This window comes from Amycolatopsis albispora, from assembly GCF_003312875.1.
GTDB classification, from domain to species: domain Bacteria; phylum Actinomycetota; class Actinomycetes; order Mycobacteriales; family Pseudonocardiaceae; genus Amycolatopsis; species Amycolatopsis albispora.
Window position 1 is genome coordinate 4,786,734 of sequence record NZ_CP015163.1, and the last position, 26,291, is coordinate 4,813,024.

General features: G+C 69.6%; 30 protein-coding genes and 1 pseudogene. 9 read left to right on the forward strand and 22 right to left on the reverse strand.

Annotated features, from left to right (window positions below; translation table 11 throughout):
- The first annotated feature begins 39 nt into the window (after positions 1 to 39).
- Together A4R43_RS22500 and A4R43_RS22505 are read left to right on the forward strand one after the other, a co-directional pair.
- On the forward strand, positions 40 to 567 hold the full coding sequence (locus A4R43_RS22500; RefSeq protein ID WP_113697804.1) for an NUDIX domain-containing protein: 528 nt from the start codon (positions 40 to 42) through the stop codon (positions 565 to 567).
- A 161-nt stretch (positions 568 to 728) separates the two neighbouring features.
- Positions 729 to 1,682, forward strand: coding sequence for a hypothetical protein (locus tag A4R43_RS22505; protein WP_162788556.1), 954 nt, complete (start codon positions 729 to 731; stop codon positions 1,680 to 1,682).
- A 17-nt stretch (positions 1,683 to 1,699) separates the two neighbouring features.
- Here the strand turns inward: A4R43_RS22505 and A4R43_RS22510 are convergent, their stop codons facing one another.
- Positions 1,700 to 2,314, reverse strand: coding sequence for a TIGR03086 family metal-binding protein (locus A4R43_RS22510; protein WP_113694146.1), 615 nt, complete (start codon positions 2,312 to 2,314; stop codon positions 1,700 to 1,702).
- A 41-nt stretch (positions 2,315 to 2,355) separates the two neighbouring features.
- Positions 2,356 to 3,129, reverse strand: a complete 774-nt coding sequence (locus tag A4R43_RS22515) for an enoyl-CoA hydratase-related protein (RefSeq protein ID WP_113694147.1) — start codon at positions 3,127 to 3,129, stop codon at positions 2,356 to 2,358.
- Here A4R43_RS22515 and A4R43_RS44785 point away from each other — a divergent pair.
- Together A4R43_RS44785 and A4R43_RS44100 are read left to right on the forward strand one after the other, a co-directional pair.
- Positions 3,128 to 3,451 (forward strand): annotated as a pseudogene (locus A4R43_RS44785) (FtsK/SpoIIIE domain-containing protein); the annotation flags it as partial. The gene A4R43_RS22515 and the pseudogene A4R43_RS44785 overlap by 2 nt on opposite strands.
- Positions 3,452 to 3,989: 538 nt before the next feature.
- Positions 3,990 to 4,640 (forward strand): hypothetical protein, encoded by a 651-nt coding sequence (locus A4R43_RS44100; RefSeq protein ID WP_236808192.1) that lies wholly within the window; start codon positions 3,990 to 3,992, stop codon positions 4,638 to 4,640.
- Here the strand turns inward: A4R43_RS44100 and A4R43_RS22525 are convergent.
- Complete coding sequence (locus A4R43_RS22525) at positions 4,623 to 6,599, reverse strand: protein meaA (RefSeq protein WP_236809258.1); 1,977 nt, start codon at positions 6,597 to 6,599, stop codon at positions 4,623 to 4,625. The genes A4R43_RS44100 and A4R43_RS22525 overlap by 18 nt on opposite strands.
- Before the next feature lie 165 nt (positions 6,600 to 6,764).
- Here A4R43_RS22525 and A4R43_RS22530 point away from each other — a divergent pair, with 165 nt between their 5' ends.
- A complete protein-coding gene (locus A4R43_RS22530) occupies positions 6,765 to 7,391 on the forward strand; it encodes a LysE family translocator (RefSeq protein ID WP_113694149.1) in 627 nt (208 codons plus the stop codon).
- A 4-nt stretch (positions 7,392 to 7,395) separates the two neighbouring features.
- On the opposite strand, the gene A4R43_RS22535 is transcribed toward A4R43_RS22530, so the two are convergent.
- A complete protein-coding gene (locus A4R43_RS22535; RefSeq protein WP_236808193.1) occupies positions 7,396 to 7,824 on the reverse strand; it encodes a pyridoxamine 5'-phosphate oxidase family protein in 429 nt (142 codons plus the stop codon).
- Positions 7,825 to 7,852: 28 nt separating this feature from the next.
- Positions 7,853 to 9,130, reverse strand: a complete 1,278-nt coding sequence (murA, locus tag A4R43_RS22540; protein WP_113694150.1) for a UDP-N-acetylglucosamine 1-carboxyvinyltransferase — start codon at positions 9,128 to 9,130, stop codon at positions 7,853 to 7,855.
- A 70-nt stretch (positions 9,131 to 9,200) separates the two neighbouring features.
- Here murA and A4R43_RS22545 point away from each other — a divergent pair, with 70 nt between their 5' ends.
- The gene (locus tag A4R43_RS22545; protein ID WP_113694151.1) at positions 9,201 to 9,779 is read left to right on the forward strand and encodes a cob(I)yrinic acid a,c-diamide adenosyltransferase; all 579 of its coding nucleotides are present in this window, start codon (positions 9,201 to 9,203) and stop codon (positions 9,777 to 9,779) included.
- Between the two features lie 109 nt (positions 9,780 to 9,888).
- Positions 9,889 to 10,248: a hypothetical protein gene (locus tag A4R43_RS22550; RefSeq protein ID WP_113694152.1), complete on the forward strand. Its 360-nt coding sequence runs from the start codon at positions 9,889 to 9,891 to the stop codon at positions 10,246 to 10,248.
- Positions 10,249 to 10,496: 248 nt separating this feature from the next.
- Here the strand turns inward: A4R43_RS22550 and A4R43_RS22555 are convergent, their stop codons facing one another.
- The 14 genes from A4R43_RS22555 to A4R43_RS22620 all read right to left on the reverse strand — a co-directional run bounded on the left by A4R43_RS22555 (position 10,497) and on the right by A4R43_RS22620 (position 22,165).
- Positions 10,497 to 10,928 (reverse strand): DUF2550 domain-containing protein, encoded by a 432-nt coding sequence (locus A4R43_RS22555; protein ID WP_113694153.1) that lies wholly within the window; start codon positions 10,926 to 10,928, stop codon positions 10,497 to 10,499.
- A gap of 28 nt (positions 10,929 to 10,956) precedes the next feature.
- On the reverse strand, positions 10,957 to 11,313 hold the full coding sequence (locus tag A4R43_RS22560) for a F0F1 ATP synthase subunit epsilon (RefSeq protein WP_205215522.1): 357 nt from the start codon (positions 11,311 to 11,313) through the stop codon (positions 10,957 to 10,959).
- A 136-nt stretch (positions 11,314 to 11,449) separates the two neighbouring features.
- Positions 11,450 to 12,877: a F0F1 ATP synthase subunit beta gene (gene atpD, locus A4R43_RS22565; RefSeq protein ID WP_113694155.1), complete on the reverse strand. Its 1,428-nt coding sequence runs from the start codon at positions 12,875 to 12,877 to the stop codon at positions 11,450 to 11,452.
- A complete protein-coding gene (locus A4R43_RS22570) occupies positions 12,877 to 13,821 on the reverse strand; it encodes a F0F1 ATP synthase subunit gamma (RefSeq protein ID WP_113694156.1) in 945 nt (314 codons plus the stop codon). Before A4R43_RS22570 ends, atpD begins: the two co-directional genes overlap by 1 nt.
- 6 nt (positions 13,822 to 13,827) lie before the next feature.
- Entirely contained in the window at positions 13,828 to 15,468 is a 1,641-nt protein-coding gene (gene atpA / locus A4R43_RS22575) for a F0F1 ATP synthase subunit alpha (RefSeq protein WP_113694157.1), read from the reverse strand.
- A 55-nt stretch (positions 15,469 to 15,523) separates the two neighbouring features.
- Entirely contained in the window at positions 15,524 to 16,342 is an 819-nt protein-coding gene (locus tag A4R43_RS22580; RefSeq protein ID WP_113694158.1) for a F0F1 ATP synthase subunit delta, read from the reverse strand.
- Between the two features lie 6 nt (positions 16,343 to 16,348).
- A complete protein-coding gene (locus tag A4R43_RS22585) occupies positions 16,349 to 16,900 on the reverse strand; it encodes a F0F1 ATP synthase subunit B (protein WP_113694159.1) in 552 nt (183 codons plus the stop codon).
- Between the two features lie 31 nt (positions 16,901 to 16,931).
- The gene (locus A4R43_RS22590) at positions 16,932 to 17,183 is read right to left on the reverse strand and encodes an ATP synthase subunit c family protein (protein ID WP_113694160.1); all 252 of its coding nucleotides are present in this window, start codon (positions 17,181 to 17,183) and stop codon (positions 16,932 to 16,934) included.
- Between the two features lie 64 nt (positions 17,184 to 17,247).
- Positions 17,248 to 18,042 carry a F0F1 ATP synthase subunit A gene (gene atpB, locus A4R43_RS22595; RefSeq protein ID WP_113694161.1) on the reverse strand — a complete coding sequence of 265 codons (795 nt, stop codon included), beginning with the start codon at positions 18,040 to 18,042 and terminating at the stop codon, positions 17,248 to 17,250.
- Between the two features lie 331 nt (positions 18,043 to 18,373).
- On the reverse strand, positions 18,374 to 18,835 hold the full coding sequence (locus A4R43_RS22600) for a hypothetical protein (protein ID WP_113697807.1): 462 nt from the start codon (positions 18,833 to 18,835) through the stop codon (positions 18,374 to 18,376).
- Between the two features lie 185 nt (positions 18,836 to 19,020).
- A complete protein-coding gene (locus tag A4R43_RS22605; RefSeq protein ID WP_113694162.1) occupies positions 19,021 to 20,172 on the reverse strand; it encodes a glycosyltransferase family 4 protein in 1,152 nt (383 codons plus the stop codon).
- Positions 20,173 to 20,183: 11 nt separating this feature from the next.
- Entirely contained in the window at positions 20,184 to 20,837 is a 654-nt protein-coding gene (locus A4R43_RS22610; protein WP_113694163.1) for an L-threonylcarbamoyladenylate synthase, read from the reverse strand.
- Between the two features lie 106 nt (positions 20,838 to 20,943).
- The gene (gene prmC, locus A4R43_RS22615) at positions 20,944 to 21,807 is read right to left on the reverse strand and encodes a peptide chain release factor N(5)-glutamine methyltransferase (RefSeq protein WP_113694164.1); all 864 of its coding nucleotides are present in this window, start codon (positions 21,805 to 21,807) and stop codon (positions 20,944 to 20,946) included.
- 13 nt (positions 21,808 to 21,820) lie between these two features.
- Positions 21,821 to 22,165, reverse strand: a complete 345-nt coding sequence (locus A4R43_RS22620; RefSeq protein WP_113694165.1) for a MerR family transcriptional regulator — start codon at positions 22,163 to 22,165, stop codon at positions 21,821 to 21,823.
- 58 nt (positions 22,166 to 22,223) lie between these two features.
- Between A4R43_RS22620 and A4R43_RS22625 the strand changes: the two genes are divergently transcribed.
- Together A4R43_RS22625 and A4R43_RS22630 are read left to right on the forward strand one after the other, a co-directional pair.
- Complete coding sequence (locus A4R43_RS22625; RefSeq protein ID WP_113694166.1) at positions 22,224 to 22,997, forward strand: alpha/beta fold hydrolase; 774 nt, start codon at positions 22,224 to 22,226, stop codon at positions 22,995 to 22,997.
- 2 nt (positions 22,998 to 22,999) lie between these two features.
- A complete protein-coding gene (locus A4R43_RS22630) occupies positions 23,000 to 23,815 on the forward strand; it encodes a TIGR03619 family F420-dependent LLM class oxidoreductase (protein WP_113694167.1) in 816 nt (271 codons plus the stop codon).
- A 133-nt stretch (positions 23,816 to 23,948) separates the two neighbouring features.
- Here A4R43_RS22630 and A4R43_RS22635 read toward each other — a convergent pair whose 3' ends face one another.
- The 3 genes from A4R43_RS22635 to rpmE all read right to left on the reverse strand — a co-directional run bounded on the left by A4R43_RS22635 (position 23,949) and on the right by rpmE (position 26,265).
- Positions 23,949 to 24,836 (reverse strand): hypothetical protein, encoded by an 888-nt coding sequence (locus A4R43_RS22635; RefSeq protein ID WP_113694168.1) that lies wholly within the window; start codon positions 24,834 to 24,836, stop codon positions 23,949 to 23,951.
- Positions 24,837 to 24,888: 52 nt separating this feature from the next.
- Positions 24,889 to 25,956, reverse strand: a complete 1,068-nt coding sequence (gene prfA / locus A4R43_RS22640; RefSeq protein WP_113694169.1) for a peptide chain release factor 1 — start codon at positions 25,954 to 25,956, stop codon at positions 24,889 to 24,891.
- Positions 25,957 to 26,037: 81 nt separating this feature from the next.
- Positions 26,038 to 26,265, reverse strand: coding sequence for a 50S ribosomal protein L31 (gene rpmE, locus A4R43_RS22645; RefSeq protein ID WP_113694170.1), 228 nt, complete (start codon positions 26,263 to 26,265; stop codon positions 26,038 to 26,040).
- Positions 26,266 to 26,291: the final 26 nt, after the last annotated feature.

Genomic DNA, 26,291 nt, shown 5'->3' on the forward strand with positions numbered 1-26,291 from the left:
TGCGCGACGGCGAGCAGACACCCCGATACTGGGTGGGTGATCGAACGCATCAGCTCCCGCGAGGTGTACCGCAACAACTGGCTCACCGTGCGCGAAGACGGCATCCGCCGCCCCGACGGCAGCACCGGGATCTACGGCGTGGTGGACAAGCCCGAGTTCGCGCTGGTCATCCCGCTCGACGGGGACCGGCTGCACCTGGTCGAGCAGTTCCGCTACCCGCTCGGGGAACGCAGCTGGGAATTCGTGCAGGGCACCGCGCCGGACCGCGCCGAACTCGACCCCGCCGAACTGGCCGTGCGCGAACTGCGCGAGGAAACCGGGCTCGAAGCCGGTTCGATGACCGAACTCGGCAGGCTGTCGCTGGCGCCGGGCCTGACCAGCCAGCGCGGCCGGATCTACCTCGCCACCGAACTGCGGGAAGGACCACCGCAGCGCGAGCACGAAGAACAGGACATGCGCACCGAATGGTTCACCCGCGAGAAGTTCGAGCAAATGGTGCTCGGTGGGGAAATAACCGACACTCCGACAATTGCCGCATACGGCCTGCTCCAATTGCGCGGACACTGAAAGACAATAAAAGTCAAGCGGCCGAAAATCCGTTCCCAGCAACGTGAAGTTCCGGTAGGTTGGACCTTGAACAGGGGGCGGCGGCGCAAATTCGGGGAATACGCCGCCGTTGTTCTCGGGAATTCGAATCCGTGCTATCCGACCAAGGGACGGTTATGTCTTTGCGCAATTCTGTGCTCGGAATGGCGGCCGCGGCGCTGACCGCGCTGGCGCTCGCGCCGGCCGCTTCGGCCGCACCGGACGGGCCGTTCTCCGGCCGCGACCGGGATTTCACCCTCGACGCCAAGGAGGATCTGCTCTCCCGCAAGGGCAATGGGCAGCTGGCCGTCTCACCGCACAACGGCGCGACGGGGTACGGCCTCCCGGTGGCGATCAACAACGGCTGGAACAACGCGCACTGGCTCTCCGCCGGTGACGTCACCGGCGACGCGAAACCCGACGTGCTCGCCGAGGTCAACGGCATCATCACCGCGCACAAGCACTCCGGTGCCTACAGCGCGGCCAGTCCCTTCGGCACGCTGAACGGCACCGAGCAGTACGGCGGCTGGGGCTGGAACTTCTTCGACCTCAAGGTGCTCTACGACGAGGACGGCAACGGCCTGGTCGACGTCACCGCGCGGGAGACCGCCACCGGCAAGATGTTCGTCTGGCTCACCGGCATCGAGAACGGGAAGATCGTGGTCAGCCCGGCGTTCGAGATGGGCAGCGGCTGGGGCGTGATCGACCAGCTCGACATCGCCGACGTGAACTTCGACGGGCTCAGTGACTGGGTGGTCCGCCAGGGCACCGAGCTGGTCGCCTACTACGGCCAGCCCGCACCGGCCGCGAAGTCGGCGGGCCTCGCGCCCAAGCGCGCGGCCACCAACGCGGCGACGCCGGGCGTGGCGGCCGCCGCGCCGTTGACGCAGGTCCTCAGCGGCGGCTGGGACCTGGCGAACGCCTTCGAGATCAAGGACGTCAACCTCGACGACAAGCCCGACCTGCTCGGGCGGCTGGCTTCGAACGGGCAGCTGGTGGCGTTCCACAACACCACCACCGAGGTCGGCGGGGAGACCTGGTACTCGGGGCAGAACCCGCTGGGCACCACCTGGGCCGGCGACAGCTTCCTGAGCTAGGCAACCGGGGCGCGCGCTCACTGGGGGTGGGCGCGCGTCCCGGGGCCAGCGGCGAAGGGGACTCGGCGGCCCAGATAGGCGGCGAGCCGCGTGTACGCGTCGGCCGTGTCCGACGTGGGGACGACCGGTCCGAACGGGCCCCGCCCGTCGCGCTCCTCCGGTGGCGCGAACTTCTGGAACGCGTCGAGGGCTTGTACCGCCAAGTCGGCATCGAGACCGGCGAGCTGGTCGATGGCGGCCGCCAGGTCCCAGCAATGGGCGGTGAACTCGTGCGTGTAGGCGTCCAACGCCACCCGGCCGGGCAGGGTCGCCCACGGCAGGGTGACCGAACGGTCGAGCAGCTCGTCGTTGGCCCAGATCCGCTCGACCTCGGCACGGGCCTCGGCGAAGGCACCGTTCCAGTCGTCGATGCCGTCGAGCACGTCCGGCACCTCGCGTGCGTCGGTTCCGACGCCGGCGCGGACGAGCTTGTGCAGCACCGAAACCACATGCCCGAGCAGTGCGCGGACGTCGTAGTCGGCGCAGGGCGTGCGGTGGTCCAACTGCCCGGGACGCACGGCCGCGATCAGCCGCCCGGTCTGGTCCAGCGAGCGGGCGAAGAGCGGACGTGGATCACGGACCGGCTGAGTCATGCCGGGCAGCCTACGAACGCACCCCGACAATTCCGGGAAACCTAGTCGGGCCAGACCGGCTGGCGCTTCTCCAGGAACGCCGCCATGCCCTCCTTCGCCCCCGGCAGCTGCGACGCGGCCGCCATCACCTCCAGCGCGATCGTGTAGGCGTCGGCCTCCGGGCGGTCGAGCTGCGCGTACAGCGTCTGCTTCCCCAGCGCCTTGCTCGCCCGGCTGCCCCTGGTCGCCCTGGCCAGCAGCTCCGCCACCGCGTCGTCCAGCTCGGCGTCCGGCACCACGCGGTTGACCAGTCCCCACTCCAGCGCGGTCGCCGCGTCCACCACGTCGCCGGTCAGCGCCAGCTCCATCAGCCGCTTGCGCCCGATCACCCTGGCCACCGGCACCGCCGGGGTGTGGCAGAACCAGCCGCCCTTGCCACCGGGCAACGCGAACCCGGCGGACTCCGCGGCGATCGCCAGGTCGCACGAAGCGACCAGCTGGCAGCCCGCCGCCGTGGCCAGGCCGTGCACCCGCGCGACGACCACCTGCGGCACCGACTGGATCGTGCGCATCAGCTCGGTGCACAACCGCAGCAGCTCCCGCACCCCCGGCAGGTCACGTGCGGCGACGTCACCGAAGTCGTGCCCGGCCGAGAACACCGGACCGGCGCCGGCCAGCACGATCCCGGTCGCGTCGGACTCACCGGCTTCGCGGAACGCCGCGAGCAGTTCGGCGAGGTGCTCGGCGGACAGCGAATTCCGCCGCGACGCCCGGTTCATCGTGATGGTGACGGTCTCGCCGTCCCGCTTGGTCAGAAGGTGCTGGTACTCGCCCATGACCACGACCGTATGCGTCACCGCGCACACCCTCAACCACCGCGCGTTGTGGCAGGCTGAGCACGTGCTGCTCGATCTACTCGGGGTCGAAGACCCGCAGACCCTCAAGACCGCGTGGAGCACCGGACTCGACCTCCGCACCCCGCTCGGGCACGGGGAGACCGGAGAACCGGTCGAACTCGACCTCGCCGCGCACTGCGTCTGCGTCGGCATGCCGGGCAGCGGGAAGTCCGAGCTGGTGCGGACCGTGGTCACCGGCCTGGCCGTGCGCAACTCCCCCGAATGCCTCAACTTCCTGCTCGCCGGGACCGCCGACGGGCTGGCCAGGCTGCCGCACGTGGCCACCGTGGCCCGCGACGCCGACCAGCTGACCGACCTGCTCGACGACGAGATCCGCCACCGCATCCGGCTGCGCGACTCCGGTGACATCGGCCGGGCACCGGCACTCGTGGTGGTGGTCGACGAGATCGGTGAGGCGAGCAGCCGGAAACCCCTGCTCGCCGACGCGCTGCTGCGGGCCGCGCAACTCGGCGACGAGCTGCGCGTGCACCTCCTGCTGACCGGCCGCACCACGCCGACCGGCGCGATGCGCGGCCTGTACGCCTTCGCGCCCTGCCGGATCGCGCTGCCCGGCGCCACGCGGTCCGCGGACGGCCAGATCCTCGGCGTACCGGACGTCGAACCGCTGCCCGCGCTGCCCGGCAACGGCTACCTCAAGAGCGACTTCACCCAGCCGCCGCTCCGGTTCGAGCTGGCCAGGGTGCCCGAGGGCATGCTCGCGCAGCTCGGCGAGCTGATGGCGGTGCACGGCAACCGCGCGGCCGCTGTGGCCGCCGCTGGGCACGGTCACCTACGACGTGGTGAACGAGCGGCACGAGGGCGGCGGCATCCCGTTCGCGCTGCCGGAGGAGTACTACGCGCCGCTGGAGCTGGACTTCAAGGCCGACCCGCACCTGCTGGTCTTCGGCGGGCCGCGCACCGGGAAGACCTCGGTGCTGCGGACCGTCCTCCGCGGGATCCGGACCCAGTACACCGTCGCGGAGGCGGTGGTCATCGTCGCCGACTTCCGCGACCGGCTGCGCGGCATTCTCGAACCGGAGCGCGAACTCGCCTTCGCGACCAGCCCCGACGAGCTGCGCACCGTCGTCGCCGACGCGGTCACCTCGATCCGCAAGCGGCTCGGCCAGGACTGGCACGGGCCCGACCTGTTCATCGTGGTGGACGACTACGACGCCATGCCGCCGGGAGCCGACGAGCTGCAGCCGCTGGTGGACCTGCTCGGTTACGGCAAGCAGATCGGCCTGCGGTTCGTCGCGGCCGGCACCGACGCGATGACGGCGAACCCGATCGTCACCGCCCTGCGCGAGGCACCGGCGGTGCGGCTGACCGGCGAGGTGCTGCCCGGCACCGCACCCGGCGGACGGCCGGGGCTGCCCGCGGTGGGCGAGGCGGAGTACCGCGGTGAGACGGTCCGCGTGCCGTGGCACCAGAACCTAGGCGAGCCCGCGTGACTCCCGGACCACGGTGACGATCTCGTCCATGATCTCGGTCAGTTCGTAGTCCTTCGGGGTGAACACCCTGGCGATGCCACGCTCGGTGAGCAGCTGGGCGTCGTCGGGCGGGATGATGCCGCCGACGATCACCGGCACGTCACCGGCCCCGGCCGCGCGCAGGCCGTCGACCACCTCCGGCACCACCTCCAGGTGCGAGCCGGAGAGCACGGACAGCCCGATCACGTGCACGCCCTCCTGCACGGCGGCCGCCACGATCTGTTCGGGCGTGAGCCGGATGCCCTGGTAGATGACCTCGAACCCGGCGTCGCGCGCGCGCACGGCGACCTGCTCGGCGCCGTTGGAGTGCCCGTCCAGGCCGGGCTTGCCGACCAGGATGCGCAGCCGCTCGCCGAGTTCGCCGCCGGTCTCCCTGACCCGCGTGCGCACCCGCTCCAGCTGCTCACCGGACTCCCCGGAGCTGGACGCGGCGGTCACGCCGGTCGGCGCGCGGTACTCGCCGAAGACCTCCCGCAGCGCGCCCGACCACTCCCCCGTGGTCACCCCGGCCGCCGCGCAGGCGAGCGTGGCGTCGAACAGGTTCTCGCTGGTCTTCGCGACCGCGCGCAGGTGCTCCAGCGAGCGCTCGACGGCCTCGCTGTCCCGCGTGGTCCGCCATTCCTCCAGCGCGGCGACGGCCTGCTTCTCGACCTCCGGGTCGATCGTCTCGATCGCCTTCGCGCCCTCGGCCTGCAGCGGGCTCGGCTCGGTGGTGTCGAACTTGTTCACCCCGACCAGCACCTGTTCGCCGGACTCCACCTTGCGCCGGTAGTCGGCGAAGGAGGCCACCAGCTGCGACTTCATGTAGCCGCTTTCCACCGCGGCCACCGCACCACCCATGCCGAGCACCTGGTCGATCTCCTCGCGTGCCCCGGCCACGATCTCGTCCACCTTGGCCTGGATCACGTGTGAGCCGTCGAAGATGTCCTCGTACTCCAGCAGGTCCGTCTCGTAGGCGAGCACCTGCTGCATGCGCAGCGCCCACTGCTGGTCCCACGGCCGCGGCAGGCCGAGCGCCTCGTTCCACGCCGGCAACTGGATCGCGCGCGCCCGCGCACCACGCGAGAGCGACACGGCCAGCATCTCCAGCACGATCCGCTGCACGTTGTTCTCGGGCTGGGCTTCGGTCAGGCCCAGCGAGTTGACCTGCACGCCGTAACGCAGCCGCCGCGCCTTCGGGTCCTCGACGCCGTAGCGCTCCCTGGTGATCTCGTCCCAGAGCGCGGTGAACGCGCGCATCTTGGACATCTCCTCGACGAACCGCACGCCGGCGTTGACGAAGAACGAGATCCGCGCGACCACCTTGGCCATGTCGGACGGCTCCACCTGACCGGAGTCGCGCACCGCGTCGAGCACCGCGATCGCCGTGCACAACGCGTAGGCGACCTCCTGCGTCGGCGTCGCCCCGGCCTCCTGGAGGTGGTAGCTGCAGATGTTGATCGGGTTCCAGCGCGGCACGTGGTGCACCGTCCAGGCGATCATGTCGGTGATCAGCCGCAGGCTGGGGCCCGGCGGGAAGATGTAGGTCCCGCGGGAGAGGTACTCCTTGATGATGTCGTTCTGCGTGGTGCCGGTGAGCTTCGCCAGCACCTCGTCCACATCGCGGCCTTCGGCCTCGGCCTGCTCCTTCGCCACGGTGACGTAGAGCGCGAGCAGCCACATGGCCGGCGCGTTGATGGTCATCGAGGTGTTCGCCTCGGCGAGCGGGATGCCGTCGAACAGCCGCCGCATGTCGCCGATGTGCGCCACCGGCACGCCGACCTTGCCGACCTCGCCCTTGGCGAGCTTGTGGTCGGCGTCGTAGCCGGTCTGCGTCGGCAGGTCGAAGGCCACGGACAGGCCGGTCTGCCCCTTGGCCAGGTTGCGCCGGTACAGCTCGTTCGACGCGGCGGCCGAGGAATGGCCGGCATAGGTGCGCATCACCCATGGCCGATCGCGTTCGCGGTCCGTCGGATAGGGCACGGGAACCTCCGACCAGTGCAGTGGGCGTTTCCGCGAGTGTACTCGCCGGTAACATAACCCGCCGAGCACTGTGACCGAAATCGGCGGGCGTCGCGGGCGGTTCACCCGATAGCCTCAACCACCGTGACCTGGAGTGTGTACGGCAGCTATCTCGCGGTGGTGGTGGCGGTGGTGCTGGCCCCCGGGCCGGACACCATGGTGGTGCTGAAGAACTCGCTGGCCGGCGGGTTCCGCGGCGGCCTGGTCGCCAGTACCGGCATTCTCGTCGGCAACCTGGCGCAGGGCACCGCGGCGGCGCTCGGCCTCGGCGCGGTGATCGCGCACTCGCAGCCGCTGTTCCTCACGCTCAAGTGGCTCGGCGTCGCCTACCTCTGCTACCTGGGCTTCCAGGCGCTGCGTGGCGCGTGGAAGGGCGACTACCAGGCGCTCGACGAGGGCGAGCAGAGCAAGGCACGCGGCTTCCGGCGGTTCCGCGAAGGCTTCCTGTCCAACGTCACCAATCCGAAGGTGCTGATCCTCTACCTGTCGGTGCTGCCGCAGTTCCTCGACCCGGCGGTGACCACCACGCTGGACGCGCTGCTGCTCGCCTACACCGTGGGTGTGCTGGGCTTTCTCTGGCTGCTGGTGTTGTTGTTCTTCGTGCACCGGGTGCGGGTGTGGCTGCGGCGCCGCCGGGTCCGCCGCACGCTGGACGCGGTCACCGGCGGCGCGCTGATCGGCTTCGGCGGCCTGCTCGCCGCCGAAGCCTGAGCGGTCACGCCTTGCGGTAGTCGGTGCTGAGCCAGCGCTCCGGGCGCATCCTGATCAGCACCGAGCCCTCGGCCTGGAAGTTCTCCGCGAAGAACTTCTCGCCCTCTTCCTGGCCCAGGTAGCGGATGGCGATCGCGCGGACCTCGTCGGCGGGCGCGGGCTCGTCGAAGCCGACCACCGGCCCTTCCGCGGTCACGTACCGGTACGGCCAGTCCTCCACCTGCGCGGTGATGGCGAACCGCCCGGCCGCCTTGATCAGCTTGCCCTTGACCGAATCGGGGCTGGTCCAGAGCAGGACCTCACCGCCGGGCCGGTAGCCGTACCAGATCGGCACGGCCAGCGGCGCGCGATCCGGGCGCTCGATCGCCACCACACCGACGTGGACCTCGGCGAGAAAGGCTTCGCGTTCCTCGGCGGTCATCGTGAACGACATCGGGTTCCCCTGTTCCCTCGTGGACGGGTCAAACGGCGCGGTCGGGGTCCCCCGCGACACGTTCGATGCGGGCCCCCAGCCGGTTCAGATTCTCCACGAAATGCGGGTAGCCGCGGTCGATGTGGAAGACGTCCCACACCTCGGTGACACCGTCGGCGCACAGCCCGGCCAGCACCAGCCCGGCGCCGGCGCGGATGTCGGAGGCCCAGACCGGTGCGCTGGAAAGCCGCTCGACGCCGCGGACCACCGCGTGGTGGCCGTCGGTGCGGGCGTCCGCGGACAGCCGCACCATCTCCTCGATGAACCGGAACCGCGCCTCGTAGACGTTCTCGGTGATCATCGAGGTGCCGTCGGAGACCGCGGACAACGCCACCGCGAACGGCTGCAGGTCGGTCGCGAAGCCCGGGTAGGGCAGGGTCACCCAGTCCACCGCGGTCGGCCGCTCGGCCTGCACCACGCGGAAACCCTTGTCGTCGAAGGTGGTCACCTCGGCACCGGCCAGGCGCAGCTTGTCCAGCACCAGCTCCAGGTGGTGCGGGTTGACCCCGCGCACGGTCAGGTCACCGCGCGTCATCGCGGCGGCGAAGGCCCAGGTGGCGCCCACGATCCGGTCGCCGATCACCTGGTGGCGGGTGGGGTGCAGCTGGTCCACGCCGTGCACGGTGAGCGTGGAGGTGCCGGCGCCCTCGATCTTGGCGCCCATCTCGGTGAGCATCTGGCAGATGTCGACCAGCTCCGGCTCGCGCGCGGCGTTGTCGATCACCGTGGTGCCCTCGGCCAGCACGGCCGCCATCAGGATGTTCTCGGTGGCGCCGACGCTCGGGAAGTCCAGCCAGATCTGCGCGCCGTGCAGGCCCTCGGCCTCGGCGACCACGCAGCCGTGCTCGATGGTGCTGGTGGCACCCAGCTTGCGCAGGCCGTTCTGGTGCATGTCCAGCGGCCGCTGGCCGATCGCGTCACCGCCGGGCAGCGCCACCACGGCCTTGCGGAGCCTGCCGACCAGCGGGCCGAGCACGCAGACCGAGGCACGCAGCTTGCCCATCGCCGGCGAGTCGGCGCGGTGCGACAGCTCGGCGGGGGTGGTGATGCGCACCGTGCCGCCGTCCAGTTCCACCTCGCAGCCGACGCTGCGCAGCACGTCCGCCATCAGCGGCACGTCGAGGATCTGCGGGCAGTTGGTGATGGTGGTGGTGCCCTCGGCCAGCAGGGCCGCGGCCATCAGCTTGAGGACGCTGTTCTTCGCCCCCACCACGTCGACCTCACCGACCAGCCGGGCGCCGCCATGGACGTCGAAGTGCTCGCTCATGGGCGCCAATAATGCCTGCCGCGCAAGGAGCACCGGTGAACGGGTCGGCTCGCAGGCTAACCTCGGCGGTATGCCTGTACGGATCAACCGCGTCTACACCAAGGTCGGCGACAACGGCACGACCGCGCTCGGTGACGGCTCCCGGGTGCCGAAGACCTCGGCGCGCCTCGGCGCCTACGCCGACGTCGACGAGACGAACTCGGTGCTCGGGCTGGCGATGGCCGTCGGCGGCCTGCCGGACGAGCTCACCGACGTGCTGCGGGCGGTGCAGAACGATCTGTTCGACGTGGGCGCGGACCTGTGCGCGCCGGTGGTGGAGGACCCGCCGTACCCGCCGCTGCGCATCACCGAGGCGTACGTGGAACGACTGGAAGGCTGGTGCGACTCGTTCAACGAGCGGGTGCCGAAGCTGACGTCGTTCATCCTGCCCGGCGGCACCCCGGGCGCGGCTTTCCTGCACCAGGCGCGCACGGTGGCGCGGCGGGCGGAACGCTCGGGCTGGGCGCTCGTCGAAGCCGAGCCGGAGCGGACGAACGAGGTGGCGGTGAAGTACCTGAACCGCCTGTCGGACCTGCTGTTCATCCTGGCCCGCCTGGCAAATCCGGACGGCGACATCCTCTGGACCCCCGGCGGCGCGGACCGCCCGTAGGCAGTGGCTGACCGGGCAGTGCTGGAAAACGGCTGGCAGCGAGGTCTGGCCGCGCAGTAGGCTCCGGCGCCGTCAGCATGATCCACTTGACGGAGCGAAGGGGTGCCCGGTGGTTCAGCAGGAGGCAACGCCGACCACCGTGCTGTGGCGGCCGACCGGCCCGGATGAGTTGGAACTCGTCCAGCAGTCCGGCTGGCGGGCCTGGCCACCCCGTCTCCCCGAGCAACCGATCTTCTACCCGGTGCTCAACGAGGAGTACGCGATCAAGATCGCCCGGGAGTGGAACGTCCCGCACAGCGGGGTCGGCTACGTCACGCGCTTCCGGGTCGAATCGGAGTTCCTGCGGCGTTATCCGGTGCAGCAGGCCGGTGGCCGGACCATTCTGGAGCTGTGGGTGCCGGCCGAGGAACTCGAGGAGTTCAACGCGCACCTGGTCGGCCCGATCGAGGTCGTGCACGAGTTCCGGTGAGCCGGAAGCTCCGTCGAGGGTGGCAGCGGCCGAGCGCCACGTGATCCGGCTCGGAGGTGTCACGAATGTGGCTTTCGAGACGTCTGGCGTCTCGAAAGCCACATTCGTGACATCGGGCCCACCCCTGCGGGCAAATTCCGCGGTCGCCGTATCGCACGGGTCGTGAACGGCGGCCGCCGGACCCCGTGAACACGAATGTGGCTTTCGGGGCGGAAAACGCTCCGAAAGCCACATTCGTGTTCAGTCAGTCAGCCCCAGTGGACTCGGCGGCCCGGCGGGGCGGATTCCAGCCAGGACAGGAAACCGGTCAGCGCCCCCGGGCCCATCGCGATTTCGATCGGGTTCCCGCCGCCCAGATCGCAGCGGAGCACCTTCGAACCGGCGGGCACGGCATACGACTCGTACCCCTCCGGATCACGCCGGTCCGCGATCTCCAGGTTCTCCCGCCGGTACACCCGGTCCGGCTTCAGCCGCAGGCTCCACACCCGGTACCAGACGAACTCCTCGCCCTCGTACCGGCCGATCCCCAGGTGCCAGCCTTCCCGGCTGTCGTCCGGCCGCCAGCGCAGGGCGACGCTCACGCCACCCCCGCGCCGCATCCGGACCCACCGCAGCGCGTACCAGACCGCGACCAGCAGCAGGACCAGCGGAAGCCACAAGACGATCAAACTGACGTCCATGGCCGGCTCCCGCTCGTCGCCCGCTCGCTCAGGCCGTCTGCCCGGCCGCCCGCAGCCTGGCCGCCGCCCTGGTCCGCTCGGCCTCGTCCTCGGCCTGGAGCGCGGACCTGGCCTCGGCCACGTCGATCTCCTCGGCCAGCTCGGCCGACTCGGCCAGGATGATCACCGCGGTCGCCGTCACGGACAGGAAGCCGCCGTGCACCGCGGCCACGAAGGTCTCGCCGTCGGTGGTGTTCACCTTGACCACGCCGCCCTCGATCAGCTGACCGAGCACCGGCTCGTGGCCCGGCATGATGCCGATCTCACCTTCGGTGGTCTGGGCGACCACGAACGTGGCCTGGCCCGACCAGAGGCGACGCTCGACCGCGACAAGCTCAACGGACATCTCAGCCACGTGGCTCTCCTTCACATCGGGCGCGCTTGTTCATGAGTGTAATAGCAGGCCCGCCGCGCGCCGGTCCCGCTACCAGAAGGCGGGGCCGGAGTCCAATCAGGACTCCCACCCCGCCGTCGAGCGAGCACTACTTCTTGGTGATCTCGCGGTACTTCTTCTCGAGGTCCTCGAGCCCGCCGATCCCCAGGAACGCCTGCTCCGGGTAGGTGTCGAACTCGCCCTTGGTGATCTTGTCGAAGGCCTCGATGGTCTCCGCCAGCGGCACGGTGGAACCCGGCTGCCCGGTGAACTGCTCGGCGACGAGCATGTTCTGCGACAGGAACCGCTCGATCCGGCGGGCCCGCTGCACGGTCAGCTTGTCCTCTTCCGACAGCTCGTCCATCCCGAGGATCGCGATGATGTCCTGCAGCTCCTTGTACTTCTGCAGGATCGCGATGACCTCCGAGGCCACCCGGTAGTGGTCCTCGCCGACGATCGCCGGGTCGAGAATGGTCGAGGTCGACGCCAGCGGGTCCACCGCCGGGAAGATGCCCTTCTGGAACACCGACCGGGAAAGCTCGGTGGTGGCGTCCAGGTGGGCGAAGGTGGTCGCCGGGGCCGGGTCGGTGTAGTCGTCCGCCGGCACGTAGATCGCCTGCATCGAGGTGATCGACCGGCCACGGGTCGAGGTGATCCGCTCCTGCAGCTCACCCATCTCGTCGGCCAGCGTCGGCTGGTAACCCACCGCCGACGGCATCCGGCCCAGCAGGGTGGAGACCTCGGAACCGGCCTGGGTGAACCGGAAGATGTTGTCGATGAACAGCAGCACGTCCTGGTTCTGCACATCGCGGAAGTACTCCGCCATGGTCAGCGCGGACAGCGCGACCCGCATACGGGTGCCCGGCGGCTCGTCCATCTGGCCGAACACGAGCGCGGTGTCGTTGATGACGCCGTCCTCGCTCATCTCCAGGAACAGGTCGTTGCCCTCACGGGTGCGCTCGCCGACACCGGCGAACACCGAGGTACCACCGAAGTTCCGGGCGACACGGGTGATCATCTCCTTGATCAGCACCGTCTTGCCCACCCCGGCACCACCGAACAGGCCGATCTTGCCACCCTGCACGTACGGGGTGAGCAGGTCGACCACCTTGAGGCCGGTCTCCAGCATCTCGGTCTTGCCCTCGAGCTGGTCGAACGCCGGGGGCTTGCGGTGGATGCCCCAGCGCTCGAGGTCGGCGCCGTAGCCGGGCTCGTCCAGGCACTCGCCGAGCGCGTTGTAGACGTGGCCCTTGACCTTGTCGCCCACCGGCACGCTGATCGGGCCGCCGGTGTCGGTCACCTCGGCACCACGCACCAGGCCGTCCTGCGGCTGGAGCGAAATGGTGCGCACGAGGTTGTCACCGAGGTGGCTGGCGACCTCGAGGGTCACCGTCTTGCGCAGCTGCTCGAACTCGATTTCGACGGTCAGCGCGTTGAACTGGTCGGGAACGGCACCGCGCGGGAACTCGACGTCGACGACCGGTCCGGTCACCGAGACGATCCGGCCCTTGGCGGCTGGGGATTCAGTCGTGGTCATCAGTCATCACTTCCTGCTGCGGTGAGCGCGTCAGCGCCCCCGACGATTTCGCTGATCTCCTGGGTGATCTGCGCCTGGCGCGCCTGGTTCGCTTCCCGCGTGAGCGAGTTCACCAGTTCGTTCGCGTTGTCCGAGGCCGACTTCATCGCGGTCCGCTTCGCGGCCAGCTCCGAGGCCGCCGACTCCAGCAACGCCGCGAAGATCCGCGTGTTGATGTACTTCGGCAGCAGGGCGGCGAGCAGCTTCTCCGCGCTCGGCTCGAACTCGTAGGCGGGCTGCAGGCCGCTGGGGGCCTCCTGCCCTTCCTCGGTGTACTCGACCTCGAGCGGGGCCACCCGCTTGGCGACCGGCTTCTGGGTCAGCATCGAGTGGAACTCGGTGTAGACCACGTGGATCTCGTCCACGCCGAGCACCCCGTCGGCACCCGGGCGGTCACCCTCGTCGTCCGCACCGGCGAGGAACGCCTGCACCAGCGTTTCCGCGGCGGGCTTGGCGTTCTCGTAGCCCGGCTGCTGGCTGAACCCGGTCCAGCTGTCCACCACCTCGCGGTCGCGGAAGCGGAAGTAGTTCAGGCCCTTGGCACCGATCACGTAGACCTGGGGCGTCTTGCCCTCCGAGCGCAGCAGCGACAGCAGCTCCTCGGCGGCACGCAGCACGTTGGCGTTGTACCCACCGCAGAGGCCCTTGTCACTGGTCACGATCAGCACGGCCGCCCGACGCGGGTTCTCCCGCTCGACCAGCAGCGGGTGGTCGAGGTTGGCCGCCCCGCCCGCCAGCGCGGAGAGCACGTTCGTGATCTCCTCCGCGTACGGACGGGAAGCGGCCACCCTGGCCTGCGCCTTGGTGATGCGCGAGGTGGCGATGAGCTCCATCGCCTTGGTGATCTTCCCGATCGACTTGGTCGCGCGGATGCGCGACCGCAGTTCGCGTAGCTGTGCGGCCATGGCGCTCTACTTCTTCGGGGCGGGCTTGTTGACCTTCACGGTCTCCTGCCCGACCTTGTCGGCGTCCATCGCTTCCGCCTCGGTCTCGACCAGGCTGTGGCCCTCCGAGGTGGTGAAGCCCTTCTTGTACTCCTCGATCGCGTCGGCGAGCGCCTTGGCGTCCTCGTCCTCGAACTGCTTCGTCTCGCGGATGCGGCCGAGGACGTCGGCGTGCTTGCGGCGGAGCGAGTCCATGAACTCGGTGTTGAACCGGCGCACGTCCTCGGTGGGCACCGAGTCGTAGTGGCCGTTGGTGCCCAGGTACACGATCGCGACCTGCTCCTCGGCGGGCAGCGGCGAGTACTGCGGCTGCTTGAGCAGCTCGTACAGCTTCTCACCGCGGTCCAGCTGCGCCTTCGAGGCGGCGTCGAGGTCGGAGGCGAAGGCGGCGAACGCCTTGAGCTCCTGGTACTGCGACAGGTCGATCCGGAGCGAACCGGAGACCTTCCGCATCGCCTTGATCTGCGCCGAACCACCCACGCGGGACACCGAGATGGTCACGTCGACCGCCGGCCGCTGACCCGAGTTGAACAGGTCCGACTGGAAGAAGCACTGGCCGTCGGTGATCGAGATGACGTTCGTCGGGATGTAGGCCGACACGTCGTTGGCCTTGGTCTCGATGATCGGCAGCCCGGTCAGCGAACCGCCACCCAGCTCGTCCGACAGCTTCGCGCACCGCTCGAGCAGCCGCGAGTGCAAGTAGAAGACGTCGCCGGGGAAGGCCTCGCGGCCCGGCGGGCGGCGCAGCAGCAGCGACAGCGCGCGGTAGGCGTCGGCCTGCTTCGACAGGTCGTCGAACACGATCAGGACGTGCTTGCCCTCGTACATCCAGTGCTGGCCGATCGCGGAACCGGTGTACGGCGCGATCCACTTGAAGCCGGCGGAGTCCGAGGCCGGGGCGGCGACGATGGTGGTGTACTCCATCGCGCCGGCTTCCTCGAGGGACCGCTTCACCGACGCGATGGTGGAGCCCTTCTGGCCGACGGCGACGTAGATGCAGCGCACCTGCTGCTTCGGGTCGCCCGACTCCCAGTTGGCCTTCTGGTTGATGATCGTGTCCACGCAGACCGCGGTCTTGCCGGTCTTGCGGTCGCCGATGATCAGCTGGCGCTGACCGCGGCCGATCGGGGTCATCGCGTCGATCGCGGTGATGCCGGTCTGCAGCGGCTCCTTCACCGGCTGGCGCTCGACCACCGAAGCGGCCTTGACCTCCAGCGGGCGGCGCTCGGGGGCGTCGATGTCACCCAGGCCGTCGAGCGGCTTGCCCAGCGGGTCCACCACGCGGCCGAGGTAGCCCTCGCCGACCGGGACCGACAGCACCTGGCCAGTCCGCTTGACCTGCTGGCCCTCCACGACCGTCTCCGAGTCACCCAGGATGGCGACACCGATCGACCGCGCGTCCAGGTTCAGCGCCACGCCGAGCACCCCGCCGGGGAACTCGAGCAGTTCGTTCGCCATGGTCGAGGGCAGGCCCTCGACGTGGGCGATACCGTCACCAGCGTCTACGACGACGCCGACCTCTTCCCGGCTTACGTCCGGGGCGTAACTCGAGACGTAGTTCTCGATCGCGTGGGCGATCTCACCCGAGGAGATCGTCAGCTCCGCCATGTCCGTTCCCGCTCTCGCTTCGTTCTTGCCAGTGTGCAAAGTAGTTGTGCCAGGGCTAGGCCAGCTGGCGCCGCAGCGCGTCCAGCCTGCCCGCGGCCGTGCCGTCGATGACCTCGTCGCCGACCTTGACCTTCAGGCCGCCGATCAGGGACGCGTCCACCTCGACGTGCAACGCGATCGGCCGGGAGTAGATCCGCTGCAGCTTTTCGGCCAGCTGGCTCTGCTGCTCCTCGGACAGCTCGCTGGCGCTGGTCACGTACGCCACCGAGCGCTCACGCCGCTCGGCCGCCAGTGCCACCAGCTCGTCCAGCCCGAAGCTCACGCTCCGGCCGCGGTTGCGGAGCACGACCTGCTCGGTCAGCAACTGGACCACCGGGTCGACCTTGTCCGCGAACAGCGTGCGGACCAGGGTGCGCTTGGCCTCGGCGGGCGCGGCCTGCTCCGACAGCGCGCGCTCGAGCTCCGGCTGACCGGCCACGATCCGGGAGATCCGGAACAGCTGGTCCTCCACCGAGTCGAGGTTCCCGGCCTTTTCCGCGCTGGTCAGCAGCGCGGACCGGCCGAGCGACTCGAGCCCCTCGGTCAGCTCACGCGGGCTGGACCAGCGGTTGCCGGCCACCGCGTCGAGCACCGCCAGGGTCGGGGCGCTGATCTTGTTCCCGAGCAGCCCCCTGACCAGTTCCCGGCGTGCCTCCGGTGCGGCGGACCCGTCCGCGACCGCCCGGCGCAGGCCGAGTTCCCGGTCGAGCAGTGCCACCACGGCGAGCAGTTCCTCGCCGACAGCTGACGGGTCGGTGCCCGCCTCACCGAGGACCTCGCCGAGACGGGTCTCGGCGAGGTCAAGAGCCTCCCGGCTCGCAGCATGCAGCGTCATGCGTCTCTACTTCCTGGCTCCGGCCACACCGTTGGCATCGAGTTCGGCGAGGAACCTGTCGACCGTCCCGCGGCGGCGCGCTTCTTCTTCCAGCGACTCACCGACGATCCGGCTGGCCAGCTCGACCGCGTTGCGGCCGAGTTCGGACCGCAGCTCGGCGATGATCTGCGCCTTCTGCGCCTGCAGCTGGGCTTCGCCCTGCTGCACGATCCGCCGCTGCTCGGCTTCGGCTTCGGCCCGCAGCTCCGCCTTGATCTGCTCGGCTTCGAGCCGGGCGTCGTCGCGGATCTTCGCGGCCTCGGACCGGGCTTCGGCCAGCTGCGCCTTGTACTGCTCGAGCGCCTCTTCGGCTTCGGCCTGGGCCTTTTCCGCCTTCTCGATCCCGCCCTCGATCTTCGCCGTCCGCTCTTCGTAGAGCTTTTCGAAGCGGGGCACCGCGTACTTGCGGAGCAGGAACAGCAGGATCAGGAACGCGATGAGGCCGAGAATGATCTCCGACGGGTGCGGAATGATCGGGTTCGGCCCTTCCGCGGCCAACACCATCTGAGTGTTCAGCACAGCGTCTCCTTACTCTGAGAAGGAGGCGAGATCAGGACGCCAGGAAGAACATGACGATACCGATCAGCGCGAGCACCTCGACGATGGCGAAGGTGGTCCACGCGAGGCCGAGCAGCTTGCCCTGCGCCTCGGGCTGACGGGCGGTGCCGTTGATGACGGCGGAGAAGATCAGACCCACACCGATACCGGGGCCGATGGCGCCCAGGCCGTAGCCGATGGCCGCGAGGCCGGGGTTGATGTCGACGGCGGCTTCGGCAGCCTGAGCGAGAACCATGTTGCTCACTTGCGTTTTCCCTTTCACTCGGTCCGCAGGTGCGCGGATCGGGGGCTTGTGTGTTTCTTCTTATTCAGTGGTCGGCGGACAGCGCCGCGCCGATGTAGTTGGCCGACAGCAGGGCGAAGATGTACGCCTGCAGGACCTGGATCAGGGCTTCCAGGAAGGTCATGGCGATGGCCATGCCGAACCCGAAGACCGAGAACACCGGGAAGATCCCACCGCCCGCTTCGAGCAGCAGGTACTCGCCACCGAGAGTGAAGACCAGCAGCAGCAGGTGGCCGGAGAACATGGCCGCGAAAACTCGGAGGGCCAGGGTGGCCGGCTGCAGGATGAACTTCGAGAAGAACTCGATCGGGATCAGCAGCGGCAGCACGAAGCCCGGGGCCCCTGGCGGGATCAGCTGGTTCTTCATGTACCCGGCGAACCCGTGGCGCTTGATGCCCACGTAGTTGTAGATCGGGTAGACGATGAGAACCGAGATCGCCAGCGGGAAGCCGAAGTGGGCCATCGTCGGGAACTGCACCACCGGGATGATCCCGAAGATGTTGTTCACCAGGATGAAGGTGAAGATCGACAGGATCAGCGGCACGAACGGCCGGAAGTCCTTGGAACCGATCTGCTCGCGGGCGATGTTGTTCCGGCCGAAGTCGTAGACCGACTCGGCGATGAACTGGGCCTTGCCCGGAACGATCTTCAGCTTCCGCGAGGAGATCAGGAAGAACGCCGCGATGATGATCACCGAAAGGATGACCAGCAGCATCGGCTTGGTGAGAAAAGTGCCCTCGCCGAAGATCGGGCCGAGGTCGAAGTCCTTCGCACCCGGGGCGACGAACTCGCCACCCTCGGCTAGTACCAGCGCGCCCAACTGGGCTCCTTCCGGTTCTCCCGGCCGGCGTTCACTCCGCCGGGGGAATCGTCACGATCTGGACTTAACGTACCCGACACGGATCGGGCACCCGGAGGCGGATACCACTGTGGGTAGACCAGGGCCTGACTTCCCGGGATGGGCCAGCCGGACGCGGTGGGCAGAGGGCGATCCGACTGGTTCGCCTCTTCGCGTTCCGGGGCCTTGACCCGGGAGAACGGCCTGAGCGCCGCCTCCATGCGCGGACGATACCAGCCGGTAAAACCGTGCCGTACGCCCGTACTCCTAAGCGCCCGTCACGGTGCTGATCAGGGCGTTCCCGACCGGGTGATCAGGCGGGGATGATCGTCGGGATCTTGGTGCGCCGGAAGGCGCGCATCTCGGCCACCGCGGCGATCAGGATGACCGCGATCATGGTGATGCCGACCGACAGTTCGTGCAGATAGGTGACGTAACGCAGGGCGAACATCACCCCGAAGAGGATGAACAGCTTCACCGCGTAACCACCCAGCGCGACCACCAGCACGAAGCTCGGCGGCAGGTACGCGGTCTTGCGCATCATCAGGATGGTGCCGACCGCGGACAGCAGCGCGATGATGCCGCCGACCAGCGCGCTGACCAGGCCTGGCAGACCCTGCCAGATGGTCGCGGTGACCACCGCGACGGCCACCACCGCACCGCCGGCGATCAGCATGTCCCGCTGCATCGCCGCGGCCAGCTTGAGCACGGATTCGGCGTGCGGATCCGGCTTCTCGGCGGCGGTCTCCGGCTCGGTCGTTTCGGCGTCGCTCACCCCCGCAGTGTAGAACCGGCCGGAACCGGCCCGTCGCGAGTGGTCACGATCGCGCTTTTCACCCACTGTTCACCCGCCCGCCGCCGCGGGGGCCCGGTGTCACGAATGTGGCTTTCGAGACGTTTGGCGTCCCGAAAGCCACATTCGTGACACCCGGGCGGGGTCGCCAGACGCGCGGCGAGTCGCTAGACGCGTTGCTTCGAGCGCAGGCGCGGGATCGCCGAGACCAGGATGGCCAGCAGCAGGCCCGCGCCGACGAGCCAGAAGACCGCGGCCGTGTCGAACAGGGTCACCGAGACCACCCCGAAGGCGAGCACACCCGCCCACAGGTAGATGAGCATGACCGCGCGGCGCTGCGAGTGGCCGATCTCCAGCAGCCGGTGGTGCAGGTGCATCTTGTCCGCGGCGAACGGGCTTTCGCCGCGACGCGTGCGGCGCACCACGGCGAGCAGCAGGTCCAGCAGCGGCACGAACAACACCGCCGCCACCACCAGCAGCGGCGCCAGCAGCGCCAGCGTGTCGGTCGGGTCCACCTGCGAGTACGGGATCTTGCCCGAGGCCGACGTACTGGCGGCCGCCAGCATCAGCCCGATCAGCATCGAGCCGGAGTCGCCCATGAAGATCTTCGCGGGCTGGAAGTTGTGCGGCAGGAACCCGAGGCACGCCCCGGCCAGCGCGGCGGCGATCAGCGCGGGCGGGTAGCTGCCCACGTCCCCACCGGTGTCGTGCAGCACGCCGAGCGAGAAGGCGCAGGTGGCCGCGGCGGCGATGAAACCGAGCCCGGCGGCCAGCCCGTCGAGCCCGTCGACGAAGTTCATCGCGTTGATCATCAGCACCACCAGGAACACGGCGAGCAACCCGCCCTGGTTCTTGTCCAGCACCAGCACCGAGCCGAGCCCGTCGCCCTCACCCCACGGCACCCAGAACGAGACCCACTGCAACCCGAACAGCACCAGCAGCCCGGCGCACATCACCTGGCCGGCCAGCTTGGTCCAGGCGTCCAGCTCGATCCGGTCGTCGAGCGCGCCGATCAGCACGATCAGCCCGCCGCCGATCAGCACGCCGACCGGGTCCAGCGAGTACTCGAAGGCCCGCCGCAGCACCGGCAGCTGGTGCGCCAGCGCCATGCCGCCGACCACGCCGAAGTACATCGCCAGCCCGCCCATCCGCGGGATCGGGATGACGTGCACGTCGCGGGCGCGTGGATTGGCCACCGCGCCGATCTTGATCGCGAACCGGCGCACCAGGCCGGTCAGCAGGAAGGTCAGCGCCGCCGCGGTGAGCCCGACGAGCAGGTACTCGCGGATCGGCAGGCCTTGGGTGATCGTGGGGGGCACGGGGAGGTCTCTCAGGTTCGGGAAGTCGACACGGGGACGCCGAGCACTTCGGACACCGCGTCCACGCGCACCGCGCCCTCGCGCAGCACCACCGGCTGGTCGCCGGTGAGGTCGACGATGGTCGACGGCACGGGGTCGCCGCTGGGCCCGCCGTCGAGGTAGACCGCCACCGAATCACCGAGCTGGTCCTTGGCCTCCTGCGCGGTGGCCGCGGGCGGCTGGCCGGAGACGTTGGCGCTGGAGACCGCCATCGGCCCGACCTCGCGCAGCAGTTCCAGCGCCACCGGGTGCAGCGGCATGCGCAGCATGACCGTGCCGCGGGTGGTGCCGAGATCCCAGCGCAGGCTCGGCGCGTGCGGGAGCACAATGGACAGATCGCCCGGCCAGAACGCCTCGATCAGCGCCCGGCCCTGTGGTGGCACGCCGAGTACCAGACCGTCCACAGTGGACCAGGAGCCGACCAGCACGCCGACCGGCATGTCCGGGCCGCGGTTCTTCGCCCGCAGCAGGGACTGCACGGCGGCGGCGTCGAAGGCGTCCGCGCCGATGCCGTAGACCGTGTCGGTCGGCAGCACCACCAGCCTGCTCGAGCGGACCGCGCCGGCCGCCGCGGTCAGTCCGTCGGCTCGGGAATCGGGTTGGCTGCAGTCATACACCGCGCTCATGCCCCGCAGCCTACTGCGCCCGCTCAGTCACCGAACGGCGCCTACGTCGTGCCCGGCGGGCAGCGGAACCGCCGGCCGTGGGCACCGAACAAGGCCGGAGAAATCCCTAACCGCGGCGGGCGGTGGTGAACCTGGGACGGCCGGTGAGGTCGGGATGGCAGCGGACGTCGGTGAGCACGCGGCGCGCGGCGATCAGTTCGGGCACCACCGTGCCGTGGGTGTCGTCGTGTTCGATGGCCAGGCCGCCGGTCGGCTTGAGCAGGCGGGCGCCCGCGGCCACCGCGTACCGGATCACCTCGAGCCCGCCCTCCTGCGCGAAAACCGCCTGCGGCGGGTCGAAGTCGGCGACCTCCGGCGGCACCTCGGTGCTCGGCGGCACGTACGGCGGGTTGCACAGCACCAAGTCGACCAGGCCGTCCAGCTCGGCGAACATGCTGCCGTCGGCGATGTCCCCCGAGTACAACCTGATCGCGGTGTCCCCGGCGGCCGCCCTGGCTTCGGCGTTGTGCCGCGCCCAGGCCAGCGCCTGCGGATCGATGTCCACCGCGTAGACCACCGCGTCCGGCCGCTCGTGTGCGACGGCCAGCGCGAGCGCGCCCGAGCCGGTGCACAGGTCGACCACCACCGGGTACTCGCGGCCCTCGATCACCGACAGGCCCCATTCGAGCAGCAGCTCGGTCTCCGGCCGTGGCACAAAAACCCCGGCGCCGACGTCCACGGTGATCCGGCCCATCGGCGCCCAGCCGGTCAGGTGCTGCAGCGGCACGCGCTTGGCGCGCTGGTGCACCAGCTGGCCGATGGCCTCCACCACCGGCTGGTCGACCAGCGGCACGAGCGGCAGTCGCGAGCGCTCCACGCCCAGCACGTGCGACGCGATCAGCTCGGCGTCCGTGCGCGGGGACGCGACCCCGGCGCGTTCGAGGATCCTCGTCGCTTCGATGATCGCCAGCCGGAGTGGTTGCCGCTTCACACGCGCCAGCCTGTCACACGCCGGGCAGATAACCGGCGAGCGCACCGCGGTTGCGGCGCAGTGTGTCGATCCGCTCATCCATTTCGGCGAGTTCCGCGCGCAGCGTGCGCACCAGGCTCGGGCAGAGGTCGAGCCGGCCGAGGTTCTCGATCGTGCAGGGCAGCACCTCGCGGATCACCTCGGTGGACAGGCCGAGGCCGAGCAGCTGCCGGATGTGCCGCACGGTGCCCACCGAATCCTCGCCGTACCGGCGGTAGCCCTTCGCGTCGCGCCGCGCGGTGAGCAGGCCCTGCTGCTCGTAGTAACGCAGCATCCGCTGGCTGACCCCGGTGCGGGCCGACAGTTCACCGATCAGCATGAGATCCACCCCACGTGAGCTTGCCCCTGACATCGATGTGAGTGCTTAACGTCGCCGCATGGCTGAACATTTCGCGCACCTGGTCCGCGGTTCCGGGCCCGGCCTGCTGCTCGCGCACGGCGGTGGCGGCGGCATCGAAGGCAACTACGGCATGATCGTCGACGACCTCGCCCGGACGCACACCGTCGTCGGGCCCGACTACCCCGGCTCAGGAGCCACCCCGCGCAGCGAAACCCCGCTCGACCTGACCGCGGTGGCGGACGAGGTGGTCCGCGTCGCGGTGGACGCGGGCGTCGAGCGGTTCGCCGTTCTCGGTTATTCGCTCGGCACCGCGGTCGCCGTGCGGGCCGCGACCCGGCACCCGGACCGGGTCACCGGGCTGATCCTGACCTCCGGCTTCAGCCATCCCGACAACCGGCTGCGCCTGGCCGCCGACGTCTGGCAGGCGCTGCTGGCGCAGGGCGACCGGCGGTTGCTGGCGAAGTACCTGCTGCTGATGGGCAGTGGCGAGCGGGCGGTGAACGCGCTGAGCGAAGCCGAACTGGAGGCGGCGCTCGACGGGCTCGCGGACTTCATCCCGGCGGGCAGCCCGGAGCACGTCGACCTGGTCGCGTCGGTGGACACCCGCGACGAACTGGCCCGGATCTCCGTGCCCACGCTGGTGATCGCCACGCTCGCGGACGGGCTGGTGCCGCCTTCGCTGTCGGCCGCGCTCGCCGCCGGAATTCCCGGTGCGCGGTACACCGAAATCGACGCGGGCCACAACATCGGCGCCGAAGCGCGTGAAGAATGGTTGAATTCGATCCAGCAGTTCCTCTCCGAGATTGGCTGACCATGGACCTGCAAGTTGTGCTGCCGAACGAATCGCCGGAAATGCCGGCGGACCGCCCGGCCCAGATCGCCGTGGCCGCCGAGGAACTCGGTTACCACACGGCCTGGCTGCCCGATCACGTGCTGCCGCCGGAGGAATACGGCAGCTTTTACGGCGGCGTTTACGAACCGCTGATCACGCTGTCCGGCATCGCCGCGCGGACCAGCCGCATCCGGCTCGGCACCTCGGTGCTGGTGCTGCCGTTGCGTGACCCGTTCTCGCTGGCCAAGCAGGTCGCCACGCTGGACAGGCTGTCCGGCGAACGGCTCACGCTCGGACTGGGCGTCGGCTGGGACAAGAAGGAATTCGAAAACGTCGGCTCGGATTTCCGCACCCGCGGTGCGCGGACCGACGAAGCCATCGACCTGATGCGTGCGTTGTTCGCCGGCCAGCGTTCTTTTGACGGCAAGTACTACGGATTCGACGGCGGGGTTTTCGAACCGCGACCGCGGGGAAATGTCCGCCTGATGGTCGGCGGGATCAGCGATGCCGCGCTGCGCCGGGCCACCAGGGTGGCGGACGAATGGCAGAGCGTGGCTGCCGACCCGGCCGAATTCGCCGCGCAGGTCGCGCGACTGCGCACCTTCGCGGACCGCCCCATCCGCGTCGGCACGCGGATTTCCTGGGACGGCCTCGAATCGACCACTTCGCTGGCCCGCGCCCTCTCGGACGCGGGCGCCGAATTCCTCGCCGTCTGGTTCGGCGAGGACAACGGTTACGAAGACCGCATGGCCGCCTTCCTCGACGCCATGCGCCCTGCGTTACGCCTTTCCGACTGAGGGCATGGACCCGTCTCCGCTGGGCATCCTGAAGTCCTGACCCCTCCTGGCTGGTGTCACGAATGTGGCTTTCGAGACGCCAAACGTCTCGAAAGCCACATTCGTGACATGCACCCGCCCTGCGCTCGCCGCGCTAGCAACTGCTTTCGGTCGGGATGGGGGCGGCGGGATCGAAGTGCTCGGGCGGGCGCTTGCCGTCCGGGGTGCCGTATCTCGGCTCGCTGTAGCTGGGCGCCAGCAGGCCCTGGTTCGCGGGACCGCAGGCGATCGAGTAGCTGTACCCCACCCCGGACGGCTTGTCGAGGCCAAGATCCTTCTTGTACCACTCCCCGCCGTCCCGGTAGACGAACTCCAGGTCCCACCGGGTGCTGGCGACCACGTCCAGCGGCGTGGTCGCCCGGCCGGGGTCGTCGATGTCGAAGGCGTAGGCGAACACCAGGTTCGTCTTGATCAGCAGTTCGCCCTTCCGCGCGCCCGGTTCGACACGGACGGTCCCGTCTGCCTTCGGCCCGGCGGGCAGCAGCTGGAAGCCCGGCGCGAGCTTGGTGGCGTAGCTGTCCGGCCAGGTCGCGGGTGAGCTCAGCTCGGAGCGCAGTGATTCGCGCGCGCTGGGCGCCAGCGGGGCGAGCAGCGGCTCGATGTCCCCGCCGCCCAGCACGGTGCGGTTCACCCGGCCCGCGACCAGGAACTCCTTCACCTTGGCCAGTGCGACCCCGACCTGCTTGGCCGAGAAGTCACCGGTGGCCACGGGTTCCGGCAGCCGGATGGCCGCCTCGCCCTCGGCCCAGTCCTGCGCCGGGGTGCCCAGGAACGGCTGGTTCTTGTCCAGCGACCACATCGCCTGCGCGAGATCGGCGTCCGCACCGGCCGGGCGCTCGTCCTGGGCGGCCCGCGCGAAGTAGATGCCCGCCCCGGCGGCGGCCAGCACCACCACCGCCAGCACGACCAGCCACGCCTTGCCGCGCCGCCGCGGCGGCCCGTTTTCCGGCAGGATGGTCCGGCCGTACTGATCCGTCTGCATTTGTCCCCCTGTGCCGAGTTCGCACTCTTGATCGGCGGTCAGGGGCGAATCGTTAGCCGGAGTGCGCGGCCAGTCGTTCGTCGCGGTCGGCGGCACGCAGCGCGTCGAGCACGCCGTCGAGGTCACCGTCGAGCACCTGGTCGAGGTTGTACGCCTTGTAGTTGACCCGGTGGTCGGAAATGCGGTTCTCCGGGAAGTTGTACGTGCGCACCCGCTCCGAGCGGTCCACCGTGCGCACCTGCGACCGGCGCGCGTCCGAAGCCTTGGCCGCGGCCTCCTCCTCGGCGATGGCCTGCAGCCGCGCCTGCAGCACCTGCAGCGCGCGGGCGCGGTTCTGGATCTGCGACTTCTCGTTCTGGCAGGAGACCACGATGCCGGTCGGCAGGTGCGTGATGCGCACCGCCGAATCCGTGGTGTTCACGCTCTGCCCACCGGGCCCCGACGAGCGGAACACGTCGATCCGCAGGTCGTTCGGGTCGATTTCGACCTCGACCTCCTCCGGCTCCGGGTAGATCAGCACGCCGGCCGCCGAGGTGTGGATGCGGCCCTGCGACTCGGTGGCGGGCACGCGCTGGACGCGGTGCACGCCGCCTTCGAACTTCAGCCGCGCCCACACGCCGTCCGCGTCGGTGCCCTTGCTCTTGATGGACACCGTGGCGTCCTTGAAGCCGCCGAGATCGGAGTCCACCGAGTCCAGCACCTCGGCCTTCCAGCCGTGCCGCTCGGCGTACCGCAGGTACATGCGCAGCAGGTCGCCCGCGAACAACGCGGACTCCTCGCCGCCCTCCCCCGACTTGATCTCCATCACCACGTCGGAGCCGTCGTACGGGTCGCGCGGCAGCAGCAGCTCGGTCAGCCGCGCCTCCAGCACCGGGATGCGCTCGGCCAGTTCCTCGGCCTCGGCCGCGAACGACGGGTCCTCGGCCAGCTCGCGGGCGGCTTCGAGGTCCTCCCTGGCCGCGTCCAGCTCACCGATCACCCGGACGACCGGGGTGAGCTCGGCGTAGCGGCGGCCGAGCTTGCGCGCCCGGCCCTGGTCGGCGTGCACCGACGGGTCCGCGAGCTGCTTCTCCAGCTCGGCGTACTCGTCGAGCAGCCCACGCAACGAACTCGAATCCACGGTCTGTCCCTCTTCCGGAGTACCTGGGTGACCCACAAAAACGGCGCCCACCCGCAGAGCGAGTGGGCGCCGTCGGTGCAGCTACTTGGCGTCGGCGTCCTTCTTGCGCTTGCCGTAGCGGGCCTCGAAGCGCGCGACCCGGCCACCGGTGTCCAGAATCTTCTGCTTGCCGGTGTAGAACGGGTGGCAGTTCGAGCAGATCTCGACGTGGATGTCGCCGCTGGTCTTGGTGCTACGGGTGGTGAAGGTGTTGCCGCAGCCGCAGGTCACCGTGGTGACCACGTACTCGGGGTGAATGCCGCTCTTCATGGTGTCCTCTCTTGGCTGGCCGCCGG

Bases quoted from the DNA above. Each gene is read 5' to 3' on its own strand.
- A4R43_RS22510 (WP_113694146.1), bottom strand. From the start codon at position 2,314: ATGACTCAGCCGGTCCGTGATCCACGTCCGCTCTTCGCCCGCTCGCTG.
- A4R43_RS22515 (WP_113694147.1), bottom strand. From the start codon at position 3,129: ATGGGCGAGTACCAGCACCTTCTGACCAAGCGGGACGGCGAGACCGTC.
- A4R43_RS22525 (WP_236809258.1), bottom strand. From the start codon at position 6,599: ATGCGCACCTATGCCGGCCATTCCTCGGCCGCCGCGTCGAACGAGCTG.
- A4R43_RS22535 (WP_236808193.1), bottom strand. From the start codon at position 7,824: ATGTCGTTCACGATGACCGCCGAGGAACGCGAAGCCTTTCTCGCCGAG.
- murA (WP_113694150.1), bottom strand. From the start codon at position 9,130: ATGAGCGAGCACTTCGACGTCCATGGCGGCGCCCGGCTGGTCGGTGAG.
- A4R43_RS22545 (WP_113694151.1), top strand. From the start codon at position 9,201: ATGCCTGTACGGATCAACCGCGTCTACACCAAGGTCGGCGACAACGGC.
- A4R43_RS22555 (WP_113694153.1), bottom strand. From the start codon at position 10,928: ATGGACGTCAGTTTGATCGTCTTGTGGCTTCCGCTGGTCCTGCTGCTG.
- A4R43_RS22560 (WP_205215522.1), bottom strand. From the start codon at position 11,313: ATGTCCGTTGAGCTTGTCGCGGTCGAGCGTCGCCTCTGGTCGGGCCAG.
- atpD (WP_113694155.1), bottom strand. From the start codon at position 12,877: ATGACCACGACTGAATCCCCAGCCGCCAAGGGCCGGATCGTCTCGGTG.
- A4R43_RS22570 (WP_113694156.1), bottom strand. From the start codon at position 13,821: ATGGCCGCACAGCTACGCGAACTGCGGTCGCGCATCCGCGCGACCAAG.
- atpA (WP_113694157.1), bottom strand. From the start codon at position 15,468: ATGGCGGAGCTGACGATCTCCTCGGGTGAGATCGCCCACGCGATCGAG.
- A4R43_RS22580 (WP_113694158.1), bottom strand. From the start codon at position 16,342: ATGACGCTGCATGCTGCGAGCCGGGAGGCTCTTGACCTCGCCGAGACC.
- A4R43_RS22610 (WP_113694163.1), bottom strand. From the start codon at position 20,837: ATGAGCGCGGTGTATGACTGCAGCCAACCCGATTCCCGAGCCGACGGA.
- A4R43_RS22620 (WP_113694165.1), bottom strand. From the start codon at position 22,165: ATGCTGATCGGTGAACTGTCGGCCCGCACCGGGGTCAGCCAGCGGATG.
- A4R43_RS22625 (WP_113694166.1), top strand. From the start codon at position 22,224: ATGGCTGAACATTTCGCGCACCTGGTCCGCGGTTCCGGGCCCGGCCTG.
- A4R43_RS22630 (WP_113694167.1), top strand. From the start codon at position 23,000: ATGGACCTGCAAGTTGTGCTGCCGAACGAATCGCCGGAAATGCCGGCG.
- A4R43_RS22635 (WP_113694168.1), bottom strand. From the start codon at position 24,836: ATGCAGACGGATCAGTACGGCCGGACCATCCTGCCGGAAAACGGGCCG.
- rpmE (WP_113694170.1), bottom strand. From the start codon at position 26,265: ATGAAGAGCGGCATTCACCCCGAGTACGTGGTCACCACGGTGACCTGC.